This window comes from Paenibacillus turpanensis (assembly GCF_011421635.1).
Taxonomy (GTDB): domain Bacteria; phylum Bacillota; class Bacilli; order Paenibacillales; family YIM-B00363; genus Paenibacillus_AK; species Paenibacillus_AK turpanensis.
Window position 1 is genome coordinate 43,939 of record NZ_WTLI01000002.1, and the last position, 20,598, is coordinate 64,536.

Below are 20,598 nucleotides of genomic sequence, written 5' to 3' on the forward strand. Positions count from 1 at the left end.
AATTCTAAGAATAGGCCAAGTTGACAGGTACATATACATATGAAAACCCCGCGTTCAGAACCGAATTAAGGAGGGAATTGTATGAACGTCGGATTTATCGGTACAGGAAGCATGGGCAGCATTCTCATTGAGGCGATGCTGCGTTCCGGAGCTCTGCAGCCGCAGCAGGTGGTTGCCGCAAACCGCACAAGAGAGAAGGCCCAGCAGCTCGCTGCGCGCTATCCGGGAATGAAGGTTGCCTCTTCCAACGCCGAAGTGTTTCAGGAATGCGACATGGTGTTCCTGTGCATTAAACCGATGGAATATAAAAAAGTCATTGATGAAGTGAAGCCGTACGCCCTGCCGACCCATTCGATTGTTTCCATTACAAGTCCGGTGCTGCTGAAGCACCTCGAAGACCATTTGCCAAGCAAGATTACGAAAATGATTCCGAGCATCACCAACTACACCTGCAGCGGAGCGACACTCTGCATTTATGGAACGCGAATCATGCCGGAGGATGCGGAACAGCTTGAAGGGCTGCTTCGCCAATTCAGCACACCGCTGCGTATTTCCGAGCAGTACACGCGCATTTGCTCGGATCTGTCGAGCTGCGGGCCTGCGTTTCTCGCTTTTTTTGTGCAAAGCCTAATCAACGGCGCCATTGCCCATACCGGCATTCCGGAGGAGCAGGCGACGGAGCTGGCCAGCCAAATGACGCTTGGTACCGGCATGCTGCTTACCGAAGGCAATTTTTCGCCGGAGACGCTGCAGCAGCGCGTTTCGGTGCCTGGCGGCATTACCGCCGAGGGACTCAAGCTGCTGTCCAACGAAATCGGCGATGTGTTTTGCCAGCTGTTTAAGGTGACGCACGACAAATACGACGAGGATGTACAGAAAATTGAAGCCCAGTTTTACGGCACGACAGAGCCTACCAAGCTATAATCAACACATAAAAAAGGGAGCAGCGCATGAAAATCGCTGCTCCCCTTCTTGGGTTTGCGGTATTAATTTGCGACGATGTTGACCAGCTTGCCCTTGACGGCGACGACCTTACGGATCGTCTTGCCACTGATCGCCTCGTTTACTTTGTCAAGACCTTTCGCAAATGCCTCCAGATCACTGCCATCCAGCTCCTTGGACACTTTAGCGCGTTCCACAATTTTTCCGTTCACCTGAATGACGATTTCCACCTCGTCCTCAACGGTAAACGCCTCATCGTACTGCGGCCATGACGTATACGTAATCGTGCCGCTGTGCCCCAGCTTCTCCCACAGCTCTTCCGCCAAATGCGGAGCAATCGGAGCAAGCAGCTGCACGAAGCTTACCATTGCCGATTTCGGCAGCACATCCTGCTTATACGCTTCGTTTACGAAGATCATCAGCTGGCTGATCGCTGTGTTAAAGCGCAGCGCCTCCATATCCTCGGTCACTTTCTTAATCGTCTTATGGAGCACCCGGTTAAACTCATCCGCTGCTTCAGCCTCTGTAATTTTACTGTTCAACGCACCGTCATCCGTGACGAACAAACGATATACGCGCGCCAGGAAGCGGTATGCGCCCTCTACTCCGTTCGTGTTCCATGGCTTCGTCGCCTCCAGCGGCCCCATAAACATCTCGTACAAACGCAGCGTATCCGCACCGTATTCGTTGACAATGTCGTCCGGGTTAACGACGTTCCCGCGCGACTTACTCATCTTCTCGTTGTTTGTGCCAAGGATCATGCCTTGGTTGACGAGCTTATGGAACGGCTCCTTCGTCGACACTACGCCGATATCGTAAAGCACCTTATGCCAGAAACGGGCATACAGCAGGTGAAGCACGGCGTGCTCGGCGCCGCCAATATACAGATCAACAGGCAGCCAGCGTTGTTGCTTTTCCTGCGAGCACAGCTCCTCGGAATTGTGCGGATCGATAAAGCGCAGGTAATACCAGCAGCTTCCCGCCCACTGCGGCATCGTGTTCGTTTCGCGGCGGCCCTTCTTGCCGGTCAACGGATCGGTTACTTCCAGCCACTCGGTTACATTTGCCAGTGGCGATTCACCGGTACCGGAAGGCTTGATCTCATCAACGTCCGGCAGCACCAGCGGCAGCTGATCCTCCGGCACCGTCGTCATGGTGCCGTCTTCCCAGTGAATAACCGGGATCGGCTCGCCCCAATAACGCTGACGGCTGAACAGCCAGTCGCGCAGACGGTAGGTCACCTTCTTCGAACCCTTGCCGTTCTGCTCCAGCCATTCGATCGCCTTGGCAATCGCCTGCTCCGTGTTCAAGCCGTTCAAGAAGTCGGAATTCACATGCGCGCCGTCTCCGGCAAACGCTTCTTCCTCGACGTTACCGCCCTCAACAACCTCGACAATCGACAGCTCAAACTTCTTCGCAAATTCCCAGTCGCGCTGATCGTGGCCCGGAACGGCCATAATTGCGCCGGTGCCATATCCGCCAAGAACGTAGTCGGCGATCCAAACCGGAATCTTCGCACCGTTCACCGGGTTAATCGCATAAGCTCCGGTAAATACGCCCGTTTTATCCTTCGCAAGGTCGGTACGCTCCAGATCGCTCTTGCGCGCCGCCTGGTCCTGATATGTCTTCACTGCTTCCGCCTGTGCCGGTGTCGCAATTTTCGCTACAAGCTCATGCTCTGGAGCAAGCACACAGTAGGTTGCCCCGAACAGTGTATCCGGTCGTGTCGTAAATACAGTAATCGACTCGCCGGCGCTTCCGTCGATCTCGAATACGACTTCCGCACCTGTCGATTTGCCGATCCAGTTGCGCTGCATATCCTTAATGCTTTCGGACCAATCCAGCTCCTCCAGGTCCTCCAGCAATCTTTCGGCATATTCGGTAATGCGCAGCATCCACTGGCGCATCGGCATGCGGATAACCGGATGCCCGCCGCGCTCGCTCTTGCCGTCGATGACCTCTTCGTTCGCAAGCACCGTGCCCAGAGCCGGACACCAGTTTACAGGCACTTCTGCAACGTAGGCGAGACCTTTTTTATACAATTGAATAAAAATCCACTGCGTCCACTTGTAATAGTCCGGATCGGTCGTACTGAACTCCCGGTCCCAATCGTACGAGAAGCCAAGCGACTTAATTTGTCTGCGGAAATTATCGATATTGACGAATGTAATATCGCGCGGATGCTTACCGGTATCAAGGGCATGCTGCTCCGCCGGCAGTCCAAACGCATCCCAGCCCATCGGATGAAGCACGTCAAAGCCGCGCATCCGCTTATAGCGGGATACAATATCCGTTGCCGTATAACCCTCCGGATGCCCTACATGCAATCCTGCCCCGGATGGATACGGGAACATATCCAGCGCGTAAAACTTTGGCTTGGACGCGTCGTCCAGTACTTTAAATGTTTTATTCTGCTCCCAATACGCCTGCCATTTCGGCTCAATGCTTTGCGGGCGGTAACCGCGCCCTTCTTCATGCTGGCTCATCGTATTTCCTCCCTTTTGTTCGCACAAAAAAACCTCTCGCCGCTAGCAGCATTTCTGCTAGGGACGAGAGGTATGCTTTACCTATCCCGTGGTACCACCCTGTTTAACGGCCGCGAGTCTAAGGAGCACGCAAGGCATCCGTAGATTTCACTTTCCACCGCCGCTGCAGCCCTCCTAGGAGCTCGATCGCATACGAACCGGTGTACCGTTCACTTATTCGCCCTTAACGCCGGCTTACGCCACAGGTTTGCCCGAATGCCTCACGGCTTACGTCCGGCCTTTGTCCTGCAGAGCTCCGAGGCGAGTTCGTTCCCTTTGTCTGCCGGTTCCCACCCTTCACCGGCTCTCTGAAAGACAATCAAGGAAGTACTGCTCCTCATCAAAGCTTTTCTTTGTAGAACTTAGTTGACGATATTATAGAAAAACAATAGGCGCGCTGTCAAGTTTTTGCAGTTATATTCCGCGATTAAACTTAATAAATTGTACAAGGCTTACAAGCTCTATTCTGCCAAACTACACACAAAAAAGGGAGTTGTGCAATGAGTATCTTCGTCAGCTATATCTTACTCGGGCTTTCGCTTGCAGCACCGATCGGTCCGGTCAACGCCGCTCAGCTGGACAAAGGCATCCGGTTCGGCTTTTGGCACGCTTGGCTGGTGGGCCTTGGAGCCATGGTTGCAGACGCCATTTTTATGCTGCTCATCTACTTCGGCTGCGCCCACTTCCTAAGCACCCCTTTTATGAAAACATTTCTTTGGTCCTTTGGCTGCTTTGTCCTCCTATACTGCGGGATCGACAGCATCCGAAATGCAAACGGCATTATGACCCGGGGTGGCGATGGTCCGGAATCACCGATCCGCTCCTTCTCCTCCGGTTTTTTCATGACCTTGACGAATCCGCTCAGCATTTTATTTTGGCTGGGAATTTATGGATCCATCCTCGCCAAAACGGCGGAATCCTACGCCACTAAGGATTTGCTGCTGTACAGCTCCGGCATTTTTATCGGACTGTTCCTATGGGATGTAACAATGGCCCTCGTCGCTAGTCTGTTCAGCAGATTCATCCGCAGAGGCGCACTCGTTTTCATCACAAAGCTTGCTGGCCTATCCCTGATCGGCTTCGGCGTCTATTTCGGCTGGGAGGCCATTAAATTAATGGCTTCACGCGTCTCGTATGACCTTCCTTATTTTTCTTCCATTTTTTCCGCATAAACAGAACGACGATGCCAATCAGCAGCACAAATGCCAAGCTGATAAAAAAGCCGGGACGACTCATCGGGTCAAAGAGCGTCCCTGATGCCGCAATGAAAATCAAAATTACGGCACCAATCGTTTTGATGTGCCCCCACGCACTGAGCTTAAGCAGCTTCCGAGCCGCAAACACCATAAACAGCCATGAATAAAGCAGCATTAAGCCGCCTGCTGTCGTAATATACTCGTACACCTTCTGCGGCAGCAGCAGCGCCGTAACAATCGAAACCGTCATGCCTGCGACAGTAAGCAGCAGCGACATGTACGGTAAATTTTTTTTCGTTTTTTTCGTCAGAAGCTTGGGAGCATCCCCCGCCTCCGCAATCGTGAACATCATTTGCGTTACTGAAAATAAGGACGCCACCAGGCTGGAAAAGCCGGCGATGATCAGTACCCCATTAAAAATATGGACAATCACCGTATAGTGCAGGTCATTTAAAGCTGTTACAAAAGGGCTTTCGTCTGTTGTAAAGTTTTCCAAGGGGGCAAGCAGCATCGCAAAGCCGATCGACACAATATACAACCAAGCGATGACTGACAGCATGACCAGGCCGGATTTAGGAGCATCCTTCGGGTTTTTCAGCTGGCCGGCCATAATCCCCATCACTTCAATTCCCGCAAATGCAAAAAACACATAAATAAGCGCCGTCCACATCCCCATAAAGCCGTGTGAAAAGAAATCGCTCATTTGCTGCGGGGTGTGCATGTGGGCGTTTTCTTGCCCCAACACCCCCGAAATAACGAGTACCGCCAGCACAACAAACAACAGAATCGCCGTTATTTTGACTACGGCAAATATATTTTCCGCCTTCTCAAAGCCCTTCGTTCCAAGCAAAACAATCCCGACCCCTAACAACGCGTAAATCGCAGCCAGCAGCCATAGCGGAACGTTCGGAAACCAGAACCGGGTAAACAAGCCGATCGCCGTCAGCTGGCTTCCTAATATTAAAATTTCCGACAGCCAGTAAATCCACCCGTGGCTAAAGCCGGCCCAACGCCCGAAGGCATTGGTGGAATACGCCCGAAACGAGCCCTTTTCCGCATGCTGCGCAATCATACTGGCTAATGAATTGTACACAAAATACGTTCCTATCGCCGCTACTAAAAATAAAATCAGGACCGAAAATCCGCTCTGCTCAATGGCCAAGCTGGAACCAAGAAAAAAACCGGTGCCGGTTGTGAAGCCGAGTCCGAGAATGGCCAGCTTCCACCAATTCAAATCCCCCGTCTGTTGTGATTTTCCGCCCATACTGCATTCCTCCAATTATGAAAGGTCTGCATAGTGTTTGAAAAAAACACGCTTTTATGCGGCAAGAAAAAGGCGACCCGATCCAGAAGAACTCTCTCCTGGACCGATCGCCTGTTTTTTGCTTAGGATTGAAATAAGGCTACTCTATATACCCTCGATCAAAATGGATGTCTCCCTTGTAATCCAGGTACACTTCGCGAAGTCCGGGATGCTGCAGCCAAGACCCGGAATAATAGTAAATAGGAATAACGACGGCTTCCTCAACGAGGAGCTTTTCTGCAGCAAACATCGCCTGCATTCGCTTCTCCGACTCTTTTAGGGTGTAGGCTTCCTTAATCAGATTGTTATACTGCTCATTCCGCCAGCCGGAGGTGTTGTTTGCCGATGAGGTGCTCCACATGGAAAGAAACGCGAGGGGGTCATTAAATTCTGCCGCCCAGCCGCCCCTCGCGACATGGTAATTGCCGAATTCCATCGTGCTTAGGAACGCATCCCATGCAAGCGGCTCGATTTTCACCCGTACGCCCAGGCTTTCCTTCCACATGGCCGCGGCCGCCTCGGCAATTCGCTGGTGGTCTTCATTTTGGTTAATGACGAAACGGATTTCCGGCAGCTCGGACATGCCCGCCTGCTTCAATCCCTCGGCCAGCAGTCTGCGGGCCTCCTCCGTATGCTGTGCGGGGACGGCGGCTCCCGCTTGGGAGCGGAAATCGCCGGCCGCGCCCTCCGCTCCCCGGATCCCCTCGGGCACGAAACCAAGCGCCTCGCGCTGTTCCGTGAGCCCGGCGCGCTGGAGCAGCTCGCTCCGGCTGAGCGTCATCGATAAAGCCATGCGGATTGCCGGCTGGTTAAAAGGCGGCTCCAGCGCATTTACCGCCAAATAATAAACCGAGCCGATGCCTTTGCTTTTCAAGCTCGGCTGGAGCGTACCCAGCTCACCCGGCATAAACTCGCGGTACGGCCGGCCGGCCCAGTCCAGCTTACCGCTGGCGAAAAGCGAGAGCTCCTGCTTACCATCCGGCACCATGCTTAAATGCGCTTCGCTGAAGCGTATTTCGCCCGCATCGTAATACGTTTCATTTTTCTTCAGAACGATTCGTTCCTTCGACTTCCATTCTGTCAGCTGGAATGGGCCGTTCGTAATCAAGCCGGTTCCTGTTGTAAAGCCCTGGAACCCTTCAGCACGAACGGAAGCAGAATGCACCGGAAAAAATGTAGTCTGCGAAACCAATGCATCCATAAATGGAGCAGGATATTGCAGAGTAAGCTCCAGCGTGCGTTCATCGACGGCCTTTACTCCGACCTCGTTAAAATCGGCAATGGCGCCTTCATGATAAGCCTTGGCATTTTTCAAATAAAAAAATTGATAAGCGTACGGCGACTGCTTTTGCCTTTCAGGCGCAAGCGCCCGCTGCCAAGCGTACACAAAATCGCCGGCCTTCACCGGATCACCGTTGCTCCATTTCGCAGATTCACGCAGTGTAAAGGTGTAGGTTAACCCATCCTCCGACACGGTCCAGCGCTCCGCAACAGCCGGGACATACTTCCCCGTATCTCCTTCTTCCCGGGTAAGCCCCTCCATCACATGATTAATAACCGTGACAGAGCTGATATCCTGCGCCGCTGCGGGATCGAGCGTCACCGGATCCTCCCCGACATTCAGCCGGAACACCGATCGGATGCTCCCGCTCCCTTCCCCCGCTTGTCCATAAAACGAAAATACGGCAGCAATCGCAACCGCAACCAATGGCAGCCAATAGAAAAGAAGTTTCCCCATCCTCATCACGTTTTTCTCCCCACACTTTTGTTAAGGTTTGTAGGCAATAAAAAACATTCGTTCCGTACTTTCGTCCACCTCGTCAAACGAAAAATCCGCACAGGCTCGTACTCTATCGAATCCGGAAGCCCTGAGCCACTCTATGATTTCACCGGGCTCATAGGCCCGTTGAATATGCTTTTCTTCCACGCGCCGATAGAAGCCCCCATGCTCCTGAATGAAAAATGTCAGCTCATGCGAGATCTCGCTGCGTTCCCCGTCCCATTCGCTCGTCCATAAATATGCGATTTCCTCTTCTCGCAGCAAAAACGGCTGTTCCTCGGCAAAACGGGGCAGCATGGACGGATGATGGAGATCAAAAACAAATCGGCCGCCTGGGGCAAGTCCTTCATAAACGGCTCGAAACGTATCTCTCACATCTCTATCATACCGTAAATAGTTTAGACAATCGCAGAAGGAAAACACGAAATCAGCCGGGCGCTCAGGCGCCCAGCTGCGCATATCTCCTTCCTCAAAGGCGGCCGAGCCTCCGGCCGCTTTCATCGCCCCTGCGGCAACGGCAGCTTTCCGCCGCGCTACGTTAATCATCGCAGGAGACAAATCGATGCCGGTTACGTTCCAGCCCAGCTGAGCCAGCGGGATCGATACGTTGCCCGTCCCGCAGCCGAGATCGACGGCGAGTCCCGGAGCATCTCCGCTGTCCCATACCTGGAGGGCAAACTCTACCCAGTCCCCGTAAGGCATGTCCTCCATCAGCCGATCGTAGACATCGGCAAATCCGGTATAGGACGCACTCATGGCCTGGAGTCCTCGGCGGAGCCGGTTTCACCGCTCGTTGCAGCGGCAGCATGATCCCCAGCACCCTCCTCCGGCTCCGAGCCTTTCATGTACGTCCAGCTTCCGCGCTGGACGGCAAGCCCGTCCCTCATCAGCTTGCCGAGTGCTCGTTTAAACGCGCTTTTGCTGATGCCAAACCGCTTCAGGATCACGTCGGCTGGCGTTTCATCGGAATACGGCATCGCCCCGTTCGGGCGCTCCGACAAGAAGGCGTAAATCCGGTCGGCATCCTCGGTATGGGCAACTTGCTTCAGCGGACGCATCGTCAAGTTGACCCGGCCGTCCTCCTCACGCACAAAGCTGACCCGCACTTCGACCTTTTCGCCCACGCGAAGCTGGCGCGTCCGCTCGCGCTCATGAATGAAGCCGAGCACGCCATAGCCGAGCACACCTGCATCACATACCACGAACGAGCCCATTTGCAAAGACTTGTACACAATGGCCTCGACCGTCCTGTTTTTCCAAGTAGCCGGAGCACGCACGCATAACGGCGCCAGCTCTTCCTCACGTGCCGGCTTAGCCAGCAGGCGGCCCTGCTTGTCGCGGTCAACCGTTACGTACACCCGGTCCCCCACCTGCGGATGCAGCGCGGGGAGCTCCGGAAGCGTGTTCGCCGGAAGCAGCAGCTGCCTTCCGAGCCCGAATTCGAGAAAGCAGCCCATCTTCGGATGAATATCGGCAACCTCCAGCAGTCCGGTTTCGCCGTACTGCAGAAAAGGCTTCCTCATCGTTGCTGCCGGGCGGTCGTTCGTATCGTGGTACAAAAACACCTCGACCTGATCTCCGACTTTAATGGAGCCCTCGATTTCATTGTAATGCAGCAGCACTTCCCGATCGCCATCGGTAACAAAAAAGCCGTAAGGGGAAACCTCACGGTCAACGGTAAGTGTTACGGTAATTCCGGCTTCTAAAGTCATGCGTGCTCCACTACCTTCGCATCCGACCACAGACGCTCGATATTGTAATATTCGCGCTCCTCGCGGTGGAAGATGTGCACCACAACATCTCCAAGGTCGACCAGCACCCAGCGGGCACTGTCCATGCCTTCGATCCCTTTCACATTCACATTGAGCTCATGCGCCGTTTTGCGAATCTCGTTTGCGATCGCCTGAACCTGTGTGTCAGAGTTACCGTGGCAAATAATAAAGTAATCGGCAATCAAGGAAATGTTCGTAAGGTTCAATACGATGATGTTGCCCGCCTTCTTATCTTCCGCCGCTTTGTATGCCGCGTGCATGAGCTTTTCCGAGTTCGTAACCAATAGCCTTACCTCCTATAAAATCATTCGTTTGGGAACGGCTGTAATAGGCCGTTGCGTGCAAGAACCGTTAATGGATAAATGCGTTTTTCTTTCCCTATCAAAAATTGGATCGTCGTTCCGAATGCGGCAGCCAGAGATTTTTCCAAGCTCCGCTCGGCAATTAGACGAATTTGCTCAACACCCGGGAAGCTTCGGCCCGGTTCAATGTAGTCTGCCAAACAAACGACTTTGTCCAGCAGCGTCATATGCTCCCGGCCCGAGGTGTGATAACGAATCGCATCGAGCACCTCTTCATCCTGGATGCCGTACATCCGCTTCGCTGCTTCCGCACCTACAGGGGCATGCCACAGCTCCTTGTCGTAATCCAGCACGTCGCTGCGAAGACCGTATTCCACAATCCATTCGCGCTGCTTCTCAATTGGCCAAAATTTCGCGACGTCATGCATCAAGGCGGCCAAATCGGCTTTTACCGGGTCTGCGCCGTAACGTTCTGCCAGCACCTTGGCACTTTCGATCACACCCAAGGTGTGAAGCCAGCGCTTTTCCGGCATTTGCGACTTCACGCTTTCCGCTATTTCATTTCGGGACCATGGTTTCATAAAGCTGATTCTCCTTTATGTAGTGGTACACCGAATCCGGCAGCAAGTAGCGAATGGACTGCCCTGAAGAAGCCCGGGTTCGAATGTCGGTGGACGAAATGCCGATTTCCGGCATCGGAACGAGCGATACCGCCGCCCTAATGTCAGGCGGGAGTTTTGCAAGGTCGAGCTCGTAGCCCGGCCTTTGCAGTCCGATGAAGCGAAAATGACGGACGATGTTCTCGATGCGGTGCCATTGCGGCAAAATCTGCACCATATCCGCACCGATTATAAAATGAAAGCGGTAGCCTGCGTAGGTCTGGCGAAAAGACTCCAGCGTATCGTACGTATACGAAGTCCCGCCCCGCTTCAGTTCATCGTCCATGGCCCGAAAGCAGGGATTTCCCTCCACAGCGAGCTCGACCATCGCCAGCCGATGCTCCGCATTCGGACCTGTTGTTTTTTGCTTATGCGGGGGCGTATGGCTTGGGACAAACCAAACCTCGTTCAACCGCGCATCTTCCATCGCACGTTCAGCAGCGATTAAATGCCCGAAATGAATCGGGTCGAACGTGCCTCCCATAATGCCGATGTCCAATTTCCCCAACTCCCCTCGGTATTACCGGGGCAGCTCGATCGTTTTATAATTTTCCGATTCCTTATATAAGACAATCGTTCTCCCGATGACCTGCACCAGCTCCGCGTCAGCGCCCTTGGCGATATCGTTCGCGACTTCCGTGCGATCTTCGCCGCAGTTGTTGAGAACGGATACTTTAATCAGCTCTCTCCGTTCCAGCGCCTGGCCTATACTAGTAATCATATGCCCGCTGACGCCTTCCTTGCCTACTTGAAAAATCGGGTCTAAATGATGAGCCATTGAACGAAGATACCGTTTCTGTTTACCTGATAGCATGAGATTCCCTCTTCCTAGTTGTTTCCCCTTAACGAACGGAGCACGGCGTCGCGCATTGCTTCCACCGGCGCGGCCGCGCCGGTCCAATATTCAAATGCATAAGCACCCTGATAAACAAACATCCCGAGTCCGCCATGCGTTTGCGCGCCGCGCTGCTTCGCTTCGCGCAGCAGCTTTGTTTCCAGCGGATTATACACCAAATCGCTGACGATCATGCCCGGACGGAACCAATCAGGTTCGACCGGCATCTGATCAACGTTCGGATGCATACCGACTGAAGTCGTATTCATTACGAGATCGACTTTATCTTTAATATGAACGATCCCTTCCATTCCCATTCCTTGCGCTTCGCAAATCGGCTTCAGAATCGCGGCGAGCTCCGATGCTTTATCGGCCGTACGATTGGCGATATAAATCGTTCCGGCGCCTTCCTTCGCGAGTCCATAAGCGACCCCGCGTGCCGCGCCGCCGGCCCCGATCATAAGAATGCGCTTGCCTTGAAGCTGCACGCCGGTTTCTTCCTTTAGCGACCGGACATAACCGATTCCGTCGGTATTGTAGCCGGTCAGGACGCCCTCGCGGTTGACGATCGTGTTCACCGCTCCGGCAAAACGTGCCGACTCGTCGATTTCGTCGAGGTACTGCATAACCTCAACTTTGTATGGAATCGTCACATTCACGCCGCCAAAGCCCATTCCGCGGATTCCAGCTACAGCTGCTTCCAAGCGTCCCGGTAAAATATGAAATGCGGCATACACCGCATTGATTCCCGTCTCGGCGAAGGCACGGTTCAGCATGAGCGGCGACTTGGATTGTTTAATCGGATCGCCGTACACGCCGTATACCTTCGTTTCACTGTTTACCGGCACTTTGCCCTGCTCCATATCTCCCATCGTCCGCACGCCCCCTCTCCCTCTAATTAAATCAACGACTCCCGCGTCACGACACGCACGCCCTTCGGCGCATATAGCTCCACATCCGCACCGCTCGTTCCGTTGACGGAAATCCAGCCTAAGCCGGAAATCGAAACGTCAAGCTGCTCGCCCGGGCGGATTCGCAGGGAATGACGGGTCAGCGGCGGAAGCTCTTCCAGCTCATCCCGTGTCGGCGGGGTCAAGAGCTCCCCTTTATGCTCGGCGTACAGCTCATCCGCCTTTTCCGTCTTCGTCCGATGAATGTTGATGGCATTCGAGACGTAACACGTAAACGATTGACGCTCCCCTTTTACAAAATCAAAACGCGCCAGCGCCCCGAAAAACAGCGTCTGTCCACTGTTCAGCTGATAAACCGCAGGCTTCAACGGCTTGTCCGGAAGCAGCTGCTTTAGAACATCGGGAGCTACAAGCTCCGTTAGGCGGGATCGGTATAAAATTCCCGGCGTATCGACGATGTACTTGCCGTCCTCCAGCGGAATCTTGACAAAATCGAGCGTCGTCCCCGGATAACGGGAAACGGTCAGCTCCGCATCCAAATCGCTGTAGTCATGAATGAGCCGGTTGATCAGGCTTGATTTGCCCACATTCGCCGCACCGACCACATAAACGTCCCGGCCTTTTCGCAGCTGCTGAATTTTTTCAATCAGCCTCTCAAAGCCGTCGCTTTGCTTCGCGCTGCACAGAACGACGTCCGCAATTTTAAGCCCCATTTCCTTGGCCTGCCGCTGAACCCAGTTCACGATCCGGTTGCGGTTCACATTTTGCGGCAGCAGATCCATCTTGTTCACAGCGAGCAGTACCTCATTGCCGCCGATAAAACGCTGCAGGCCGCTAATAATGCTGCCCTCAAAATCAAAAATATCGGCGATGTGCACGACGAGCGAACGCGTTTCCCCGATTTGTGATAGCAAGCGGAGGAAATGCGTTTCGTCTAAAGCTGTCCGCTGAAACTCGTTATAGTTTTTCAGCCGGAAGCAGCGTTGGCATACAATTGGAGTTCGTTCAAGTGCCGATGCGGGAATGAAGCCAAGCTTCCCTTTATCCTCCGTTTGCAGCGCTACACCGCAGCCCTCACACATATGTTCTGTTGATGATGTTGCCAATGCTGGTTGTCCTCCTTAGGTTTAGAGCGGCTTAAGGGTGCAGCCCTTTTTTGCGAAGGCTGGCGATAGCCGCTTTTTCAATCCTGCGATTAATCCGGGTAAAGAAGCCTTCATCCGCAGGCGCAATCGGCTTCACAAGAATCGTATGCAGCCCCATGCGGTTGCCGCCCAGTACATCCGTCACCATCTGGTCCCCAATGACGGCGGTTTCCGACGCCTGCAGATTCATCATGCCAAGCGCCTGCCGGAAGGCGGTACGGATCGGTTTTTTGGCTTTATATATGTAAGGCAATCCTAACGGATCGGAAAAGCGGCTCACCCGGTGCTTTCCATTGTTGGAAACAATAACGACAGAAAAACCGTATGCTCTAAGCTTGGCAAACCAGTTTACCAGCTCCGGCGTAGCATTCGGCGCCTTAGCACCAACCAGTGTATTGTCGAGATCGGTAATGATCCCGCGAATCCCGGCCTGCTTCAGCTTTTCCAAATCGATATCGAATACGGTGTTGGCATGCTGCTTTGGAGCCATTCGCGTAAACATTCGGTATCCTCCCGGTACGTATCTTACGTGAAATGATACCATATTTTTTCTTTTTGTTGCAAAAGGATTGCCCTCCGCATGAAAATGCCGCATCCCGTCCTGCGCAGCTTGGCAGCAGCGCCGGCGAAATGCGGCATCCATCGATGCATTATTTATTTTACCTTCTCCCGCAGGCTGCGCATTCTCGCCTCGGCTGTGCGGTATTCCTCCTCGGAAATAGGAGCTTTGCTGTATTTCGCCCGCTCAAACTGCTCGATCAGCGGCAGCAAATCCGTCTGAAGGAAACGGTACCTTCCGGTCCAACGGACCGCCATCTCGCGTACCGTCTCATTTTCCTGCCAAACGAGCCCTTTGCGCCTGAAATATTTCAGCAGCCGTTCAAATTCGGCGACCAGCCTGCCGTTTCGATCACTCGCTCGCGCAGAGGCCCTCCGTTTTCCTGCGGCAAACCGCTTCACCCAGCCGAACCGGCGGTTCAGCAGCCAAAGCGCAGCGGCTGTCAGCAGTGCAGCGGCAGCCCATACACCGCCCAACCACGGCGTGGAGGCTTCTTCCTTCTCTTCTTCCGCTGCTTCCGGGGCCGCAAGCGGCTGTGTTTCAGGAAGCTCGGCTTCCGTCTCAGGCTGTACGGATGGCATCACAAAGCCTGGAGTCGGCTCGAACGGGATCCAGCCGTAACCCTCGAAGTAAACCTCGGCCCAGGAATGGGCATCCGAATTGCGGACAGTAAACACATTCGGACCATTCAGGAGCTCCTCCCGCTCCGCCTCCGGCACGAAGCCGAACATCTGCTCCTCGTCCACGAGAGGACTGCCCGGCGCATAACCTTTGACCCAGCGGGCCGGCAGCCCGAGGGAACGGCTCATGACAACCATGGCGGTGGAGAAATAATCACAGTAGCCTTCCTTAATTTCAAACAAGAAGCGGTCCACAAAGTCATTCGATGTACCGAGCGATATATCTGGCTTTGTCGTATACGGATAATTTAACGTCAAATGTTTTTCGAGCGCCTTTACCTTATCGTAGGGCGTCGCCGCTTCGGCTGTAATGTCGGCCGCCAGCTGTCTTACCCGATCCGTTACCGTCGGAGGAAGGCTCGTATACTCAGCCAAACCGGATGGAACGACGGGAGACGGAAGTGCACGCAGAGCATCCGGACTTACGACGGGCATTTGCGACACAATCTCATAGGTCTGGGGATAACTCGTCGGTCCCCGCTCAATCCATCTTGCCGTCTCCTGCTGCGGCGACCATCTTCCCCGATCCGGCTGAGGCTCCCCCTGCTCCGGCGTGAAGGTAATGCTCTGAATCCGGTAGGCGCCGAATAAAACCGGATACGCCTGTTCGCTGAGCAGCTTTACCTTCTGGGTAACCTCAACCGTTTCCAGCTTAGAGGTGTTCAGCCGCCCGTCTCCGGGAAGCTGTCTGCCCGAGCTGATCTGGGTCACCGGCACACGGCGTTCCTCTGCGGACGGCTCCCAGCCTTCGCCCGTATAAACGGTGCGCGTTTCCCCTCGCCAATAGGCGCGGCGGGAGGTGTCCACCTCAAACACCGGCGTATAGTCAAAGTTAAAGCCGCCGCCGAGCGCAGAATCATTGCGGCTGTAACCGCTCGAGGCATCCATTGCCCCAACCTCGATGATCGTCGTTTTGCCCAGCGCAGGAACCGCCTCTCCCTTGGCAGCCTTCCAAGCGGTGTAGGGATCGGTCACCAGCGGCCGGATATCCGGAGCGGCCACACCTAACAGCACCGTCACCGTGACAATTCCGCCAACCAAAAACAACGTATTGAGCGGATATTCCTTCAGCGTTTTCCAGCCTTCGGGATGTCTGCTCCTTACCTCCGAGAAATGGCGGACGACAATCATTAGGAGTCCTGTCCCGACAAAAAAAGCGACATGTGTCCACATATAATATGGACTAAACGAGTCGATAACCGCAAAGGCAACAACACTAAAGCCAATCATACAGATGATTCTCAGCTTCGTGCTCGCCCACCAGGAAACAAATAGAAAGATAAACCAGGTACCAACGGAAAACCAAATAAAGGGATTCAGCTGAGTCAGTGTCCCCATAAGAGAGACGGTCAGCCGTGCAGCGCCGCTGAAGCCTTCATCGGTCGGAACCGGAACAATATCTAAAATTTTAAAATGAATCCAAATCAATAATAGCAGCTGTACCGCTCGCCTTAGCCATGCCGGGATGCGGGCAATTATCTCTACGAGTAAAGTGGCAATTAAGGTGGACACAACAATCGGCTTCGTTTCGTTCACCCAGAACGTATCAAACCAAACGATATACTGGTACAGAAACACTGCACACAGGATATACATTAGGGACCGCTCCGGAGCAGGAAGCCAGCTTCTCCAAGAGAATAACGAACCTTTCATCGCGGCATCCCTCCTAACACGGACGAAAGTCCGCCCAGCTCATGGACCGCATACAACGGGACGCCCTTGGAGCGAAGAACCGTGCTCCAATCTCCTTTTCCGTTCCCGCCTACCAGAAAGTGGCAGGGTGTCATTTGGCGGGTTTGCATCCAGCCCATCACCTTCAGCATCGATGCCCCCGTATTCGGGCTGACAACTGCCAGCACCGTGCCGGAGGACAGCTGTCTAGAGCGATTATCCGCCACATGAATCAGATCATGGGCCCCATCCGCTTGAACCCCGATGAGGTGATGCATCATCTCCGAAAGCTTCGCCCGGCCGAGTCCGGGCTCGAAAAACACCGAATTGCGTCCAGTGGACAACAGCCCTGCCGCAAGCTGCTTTTGCTCCGCGAACTGGAGCAGTGACGCGGCAATGGATACCGCCAGCTCGAACTGCTCCGGGCTTTCATACGAAGCAGCCTCGCGATCCAGGATAACGACGATGCGCGGCAAGGCCTCGCGTTCGAATTCCTTCGATTTCCACGTGCCCGTCCGGGCCGTCGCGTTCCAATGCACACGGGAAAGCCTGTCTCCGTAATGATACTCGCGAACGCCGTTTATTTGTGTCGTTTCACTCGTATGTCTCGTCGAAGCGGAATGGTTTTGATTTCCCTTCGATAAATGGCGGAACTGCGTCCATTCCCGGATCGGCACCGTCTTCGGCAGTACACTGAAGCTCAGCGGCAGCCGGATGGTTCCGCGGTGCTCAAAAAATCCAAAAATATCCTCTGTCGAGCATATGGTTTCGCCAAAGGTGTAATACCCGCGTTCCAGCTGGGGCGTTACGTACATTAACCGCCCACGGCGGCGCCAATCCGGTACGAACGAGGTCGTAAATTCCAGCGTTTCTCCGCCCTTGCGAACGAGCTGGTCGCGCAGCAGCACGTACGGGATCGGCCAATAGCCCGGTATGTTCACCGTTAGCTGAACCTCTACCGAGTGCCCCGCCTCCAGCACAGCGCCTGATTCCGTATTGATCAGCGCTCTAGTCCCGACGGTCCCTTTAATCCCGCTCCACTTGCCTAAGCTTAGGTAAACGGTAAGCACCAGCATCATGATAAACAGCATAAAAGCAAGCTTCCCGCCTTGGAACAGCAAAAACAACAGGCTGCACAGCCACACGGCGAAAAGCACCCAAACCTTCGACGACGGCCGAATTCCTTTCAGCGCTTGAAGCACGGCAATCACTTCTCCAATCGGATCGGCACGCGCACCTGCTTGAAGATGGACTCCAGCACCTTATCGACGGTGGCACCGTCAAGCCGCGCTTCCGACCTTAAGATCATGCGATGTCCAAGCACATTCGGCGCTAGCGTTTTAACATCGTCCGGAATGACATAGTCTCTTCCGTTCAAGTAAGCGTACGCTTTCGACGCTTGAATGAGCGCCAGCGTCGCACGCGGGCTCGCGCCTAAATAAACCGATGGATGCTCGCGGGTTTGGCGGGTAATTGCCACAATATATTCTGCGACAGCGTCGTCAACATGCACATTTTGTACCCGCTCCTGCATGTCCGCCACCGCTTTCACGTCGGCATGTACTTTAAGCGAGTCTAGCGGATGGCTTCTGCTGTGAGAAACCGCCATTTGCTTTTCCGTTTGCTCGTCCGGATACCCAAGGCTGAATTTCAGCATAAAGCGGTCCAGCTGCGCCTCCGGCAGCACATAGGTGCCCTCGAAGTCGATTGGGTTCTGCGTCGCGAGCAGTAGGAAAGGAGTCGGCAGCGGTACGCTTTCTCCATCTACCGTAATCGCTCTTTCTTCCATGGCTTCCAGCAGCGCAGACTGCGTCTTCGTCGTAGCGCGGTTGATTTCGTCGATCAGCAGGATGTTGGTCATAACCGGGCCCGGCCGGAACACAAACGCCTCCTGCTTCGGATGATATATTGATACGCCCGTAATATCCGTCGGGAGTAAATCAGGATTGCATTGAATACGCCTAAATTGCCCGTCTATCGACTTTGCAAGCGCTTTTATAAAAACCGTTTTGCCTGTCCCCGGTACATCCTCCAAGAGAACGTGGCCGCCCGCAAGCAGCGCGGTAATCAACAAATCAATTTCCTTTGCCTTCCCTAAAATGCAGGTTTGCAGGTTCATTCGAAGCTGATGCAAGATTTCAAAATCCGAGTGCTTGACTGTTTCCATCTCCCGAGGCCTCCTTGTACGTGAATGACGCTTCTGAAAAATAAGCCGTTTTGATAGCTTAGTTTCCATCATACTAGAATTTAACCCCAGTCGTATACTCGCAAAAGTCATAAAATTATTTGTAATGTTATACATGCCATTTTTTAAATAGCGGTTGAAACATTTGGAAGATCAGTCCCGTCTAGTAGCAAAAGGAAAATTCGATATTGGGGGGCGCTTGAAATGAAGAGATGGGGTGCTGTCGCTGTTTTGGCTCTAGGTTACTTTGTCTTCTGCTGGGCGATCATCGCGCATGCGACCAACCGGCCGTTTTTGCCGGATATTCCGCTGCCGTTTACCGGCCAGCCTGCAGCGGTTCAAGCCGCGACAGGAGAGCTTCCGGTCGTCGGCTCAGAGCGGAACCTGAAGTCCTTGCTTAAACCTTTTACACAACGCGCGCACAAATTCGAGGAAGGCGCCGCTGAAGCAGCACCCGCTGCCGGCAGCAATACGGCCGCGGTTAGCGATACGCACGTTGATGCGACATCATCGGCAAAAACAGCCTCGGCCAGCGACTATTCCGGAACCAATGTTCAAGTGCAGGGGGTAGACGAAGCCGACCTGGTAAAAACCGACGGAACCTACATTTATCAGGTGAACCGGCAGCGCGTCATGATTGTCCAAGCGAATCCTGCCGACAGCATGAAGGTAGCGGGAAAGGTTGACTTCTCGATGTCCGGATTCACTCCAAACGAGCTATTCCTTGACGGTCAAACGCTTGTGGTCATCGGCACGGAAGCAAACCGCGCTGCAGGGGTGCGGGCCCTTGTATACGATATCACGGACAAACAAGCGCCGAAGCAAACGAAGCAGGTATTTCTTGAAGGCCAGTACGTTTCCGCGCGTAAAACCGGTACCGCCGTCTACTTGGTGGCTAACAAGCGAATCGATCCGAAGCGCCCGGAACCGGCGCATTACAGCGATTCCGCCTCCAAGGATAACGCTACCGTGAGTTGGGAGGATACACGATATTTCCCGGAGGCCATCGAACCGAATCTAATCGTCGTCGGCGCTTTCCGGACGGACCGGCCCAGCGAGCCTGCTGCCGTATCCGCCTATGTAGGTTCGGGAAAGAGCATTTACGCGTCGGAAAAGCATCTGTATGTAGCAGCCGATCCTCGGCGTCATGCCGACGAAACCCATCTGTATAAATTTGATCTTTTAAATGGAATGGTCGGCTATGAAGGGACCGCCACCGTTCCTGGAGCGATCTTAAATCAGTTTTCCATGGATGAGCATATGGGCTATTTTCGTATCGCAACAACAAGGCAAAATGTGCGAAGCGGCAGTAAGCTTGTGTCCACAAACAATCTTTACATTTTAAACGACAAGCTTGAATCGGTCGGTAAAATCGAGGACATTGCTCCAGGCGAACGCATTTATTCCGTACGCTTCATGGGCAAGCGGGCCTATATGGTTACGTTCCGCACCGTCGATCCCCTGTTTGTCATTGATGTAGAAAAACCGGAGGCGCCGACTATCCTCGGATATTTGAAAATCCCCGGCTACAGCGATTACCTGCATCCGTATGACGAAAACCATATTATTGGCTTCGGTAAGGATACGGTAGAAATCGGACCATACGGCCAGCCGGCAAAAGCCCCCGAACAGGCGACTACCGCACTGTATCAAGGCATGAAGCTCGCCCTATTCGATGTTAGCGATGTATCAAAACCGATCGAGAAATTTAAGGAGAACATCGGTGATCGCGGAACAGAATCCGAGCTTCTGCGGAATCATAAGGCACTGCTTTTTTCCCGTGACAAAGAGCTGCTCGCCTTCCCGGTCACTTTAATGGAGGCTCCAATCCAGCCGGACGGATCGAAAAATGCGGCGGAATACGGTACATTCACCTACCAAGGGGCTTATATATACCGCCTAAATGTAGAACAGGGCTTCCAGCTGCGCGGCCGGATCAGCCATCTGAGTGATCAAGACCTCAAAAAAGCCGGAAATCACTGGCACTACAACGATCGATCCGTGCAGCGGATCCTCTATATCGGAGATACGCTCTATACCTTGTCGCAAAGCCAAATCCAGGCGCATGACCTGGAGACGCTCCAAGAGCACGGCCGCCTTGTTCTTCCATAAGGCTGCCGCCAAACAACGAAA

18 protein-coding genes and 1 other annotated feature are annotated in these 20,598 nt (G+C 53.7%); of the genes, 3 read left to right on the forward strand and 15 right to left on the reverse strand.

Going from position 1 to position 20,598, the window contains the following annotated elements; genetic code table 11:
- Positions 1-81 precede the first annotated feature (81 nt).
- Positions 82-924 (forward strand): late competence protein ComER, encoded by an 843-nt coding sequence (gene comER / locus GQS10_RS01840; RefSeq protein WP_166238428.1) that lies wholly within the window; start codon positions 82-84, stop codon positions 922-924.
- Positions 925-986: 62 nt separating this feature from the next.
- On the opposite strand, the gene leuS is transcribed toward comER, so the two are convergent.
- Positions 987-3,428: a leucine--tRNA ligase gene (gene leuS, locus GQS10_RS01845; protein WP_166238430.1), complete on the reverse strand. Its 2,442-nt coding sequence runs from the start codon at positions 3,426-3,428 to the stop codon at positions 987-989.
- Positions 3,429-3,484: 56 nt separating this feature from the next.
- Positions 3,485-3,820 (reverse strand) — a binding site (T-box leader).
- Positions 3,821-3,967: 147 nt separating this feature from the next.
- Here leuS and GQS10_RS01850 point away from each other — a divergent pair.
- Positions 3,968-4,639 (forward strand): LysE family transporter, encoded by a 672-nt coding sequence (locus tag GQS10_RS01850; RefSeq protein ID WP_166238432.1) that lies wholly within the window; start codon positions 3,968-3,970, stop codon positions 4,637-4,639.
- Here GQS10_RS01850 and GQS10_RS01855 read toward each other — a convergent pair.
- From GQS10_RS01855 to GQS10_RS01920, 14 genes are all read right to left on the reverse strand, one after another.
- Positions 4,575-5,927: an amino acid permease gene (locus GQS10_RS01855; RefSeq protein ID WP_166238434.1), complete on the reverse strand. Its 1,353-nt coding sequence runs from the start codon at positions 5,925-5,927 to the stop codon at positions 4,575-4,577. The genes GQS10_RS01850 and GQS10_RS01855 overlap by 65 nt on opposite strands.
- Positions 5,928-6,066: 139 nt before the next feature.
- On the reverse strand, positions 6,067-7,710 hold the full coding sequence (locus GQS10_RS01860) for a peptide ABC transporter substrate-binding protein (RefSeq protein WP_166238436.1): 1,644 nt from the start codon (positions 7,708-7,710) through the stop codon (positions 6,067-6,069).
- Between the two features lie 24 nt (positions 7,711-7,734).
- On the reverse strand, positions 7,735-8,502 hold the full coding sequence (locus GQS10_RS01865; RefSeq protein ID WP_166238438.1) for a class I SAM-dependent DNA methyltransferase: 768 nt from the start codon (positions 8,500-8,502) through the stop codon (positions 7,735-7,737).
- A complete protein-coding gene (locus tag GQS10_RS01870; protein ID WP_166238440.1) occupies positions 8,499-9,458 on the reverse strand; it encodes a CvfB family protein in 960 nt (319 codons plus the stop codon). Before GQS10_RS01870 ends, GQS10_RS01865 begins: the two co-directional genes overlap by 4 nt.
- A complete protein-coding gene (gene rsfS, locus GQS10_RS01875) occupies positions 9,455-9,778 on the reverse strand; it encodes a ribosome silencing factor (protein WP_424991763.1) in 324 nt (107 codons plus the stop codon). Before rsfS ends, GQS10_RS01870 begins: the two co-directional genes overlap by 4 nt.
- Before the next feature lie 44 nt (positions 9,779-9,822).
- Positions 9,823-10,401: a bis(5'-nucleosyl)-tetraphosphatase (symmetrical) YqeK gene (gene yqeK, locus GQS10_RS01880; protein WP_166238444.1), complete on the reverse strand. Its 579-nt coding sequence runs from the start codon at positions 10,399-10,401 to the stop codon at positions 9,823-9,825.
- Entirely contained in the window at positions 10,379-10,978 is a 600-nt protein-coding gene (gene nadD / locus GQS10_RS01885) for a nicotinate-nucleotide adenylyltransferase (RefSeq protein ID WP_166238446.1), read from the reverse strand. Before nadD ends, yqeK begins: the two co-directional genes overlap by 23 nt.
- A gap of 21 nt (positions 10,979-10,999) precedes the next feature.
- Positions 11,000-11,293 (reverse strand): ribosome assembly RNA-binding protein YhbY, encoded by a 294-nt coding sequence (yhbY, locus tag GQS10_RS01890; RefSeq protein ID WP_166238448.1) that lies wholly within the window; start codon positions 11,291-11,293, stop codon positions 11,000-11,002.
- Between the two features lie 14 nt (positions 11,294-11,307).
- The gene (gene aroE / locus GQS10_RS01895; RefSeq protein WP_166238450.1) at positions 11,308-12,186 is read right to left on the reverse strand and encodes a shikimate dehydrogenase; all 879 of its coding nucleotides are present in this window, start codon (positions 12,184-12,186) and stop codon (positions 11,308-11,310) included.
- A 26-nt stretch (positions 12,187-12,212) separates the two neighbouring features.
- Entirely contained in the window at positions 12,213-13,307 is a 1,095-nt protein-coding gene (yqeH, locus tag GQS10_RS01900; RefSeq protein ID WP_166238904.1) for a ribosome biogenesis GTPase YqeH, read from the reverse strand.
- Positions 13,308-13,362: 55 nt separating this feature from the next.
- Positions 13,363-13,914 carry a YqeG family HAD IIIA-type phosphatase gene (locus GQS10_RS01905; RefSeq protein WP_341804989.1) on the reverse strand — a complete coding sequence of 184 codons (552 nt, stop codon included), beginning with the start codon at positions 13,912-13,914 and terminating at the stop codon, positions 13,363-13,365.
- Between the two features lie 110 nt (positions 13,915-14,024).
- Positions 14,025-16,262: a transglutaminase TgpA family protein gene (locus GQS10_RS01910; RefSeq protein WP_166238454.1), complete on the reverse strand. Its 2,238-nt coding sequence runs from the start codon at positions 16,260-16,262 to the stop codon at positions 14,025-14,027.
- Positions 16,259-17,482 (reverse strand): DUF58 domain-containing protein, encoded by a 1,224-nt coding sequence (locus GQS10_RS01915; protein ID WP_166238456.1) that lies wholly within the window; start codon positions 17,480-17,482, stop codon positions 16,259-16,261. The genes GQS10_RS01910 and GQS10_RS01915 overlap by 4 nt, the downstream gene beginning before the upstream one ends.
- 5 nt (positions 17,483-17,487) lie before the next feature.
- Positions 17,488-18,447, reverse strand: coding sequence for an AAA family ATPase (locus GQS10_RS01920; protein ID WP_166238458.1), 960 nt, complete (start codon positions 18,445-18,447; stop codon positions 17,488-17,490).
- Between the two features lie 222 nt (positions 18,448-18,669).
- Here GQS10_RS01920 and GQS10_RS01925 point away from each other — a divergent pair, with 222 nt between their 5' ends.
- Positions 18,670-20,577, forward strand: a complete 1,908-nt coding sequence (locus GQS10_RS01925) for a beta-propeller domain-containing protein (protein WP_166238460.1) — start codon at positions 18,670-18,672, stop codon at positions 20,575-20,577.
- Positions 20,578-20,598: the final 21 nt, after the last annotated feature.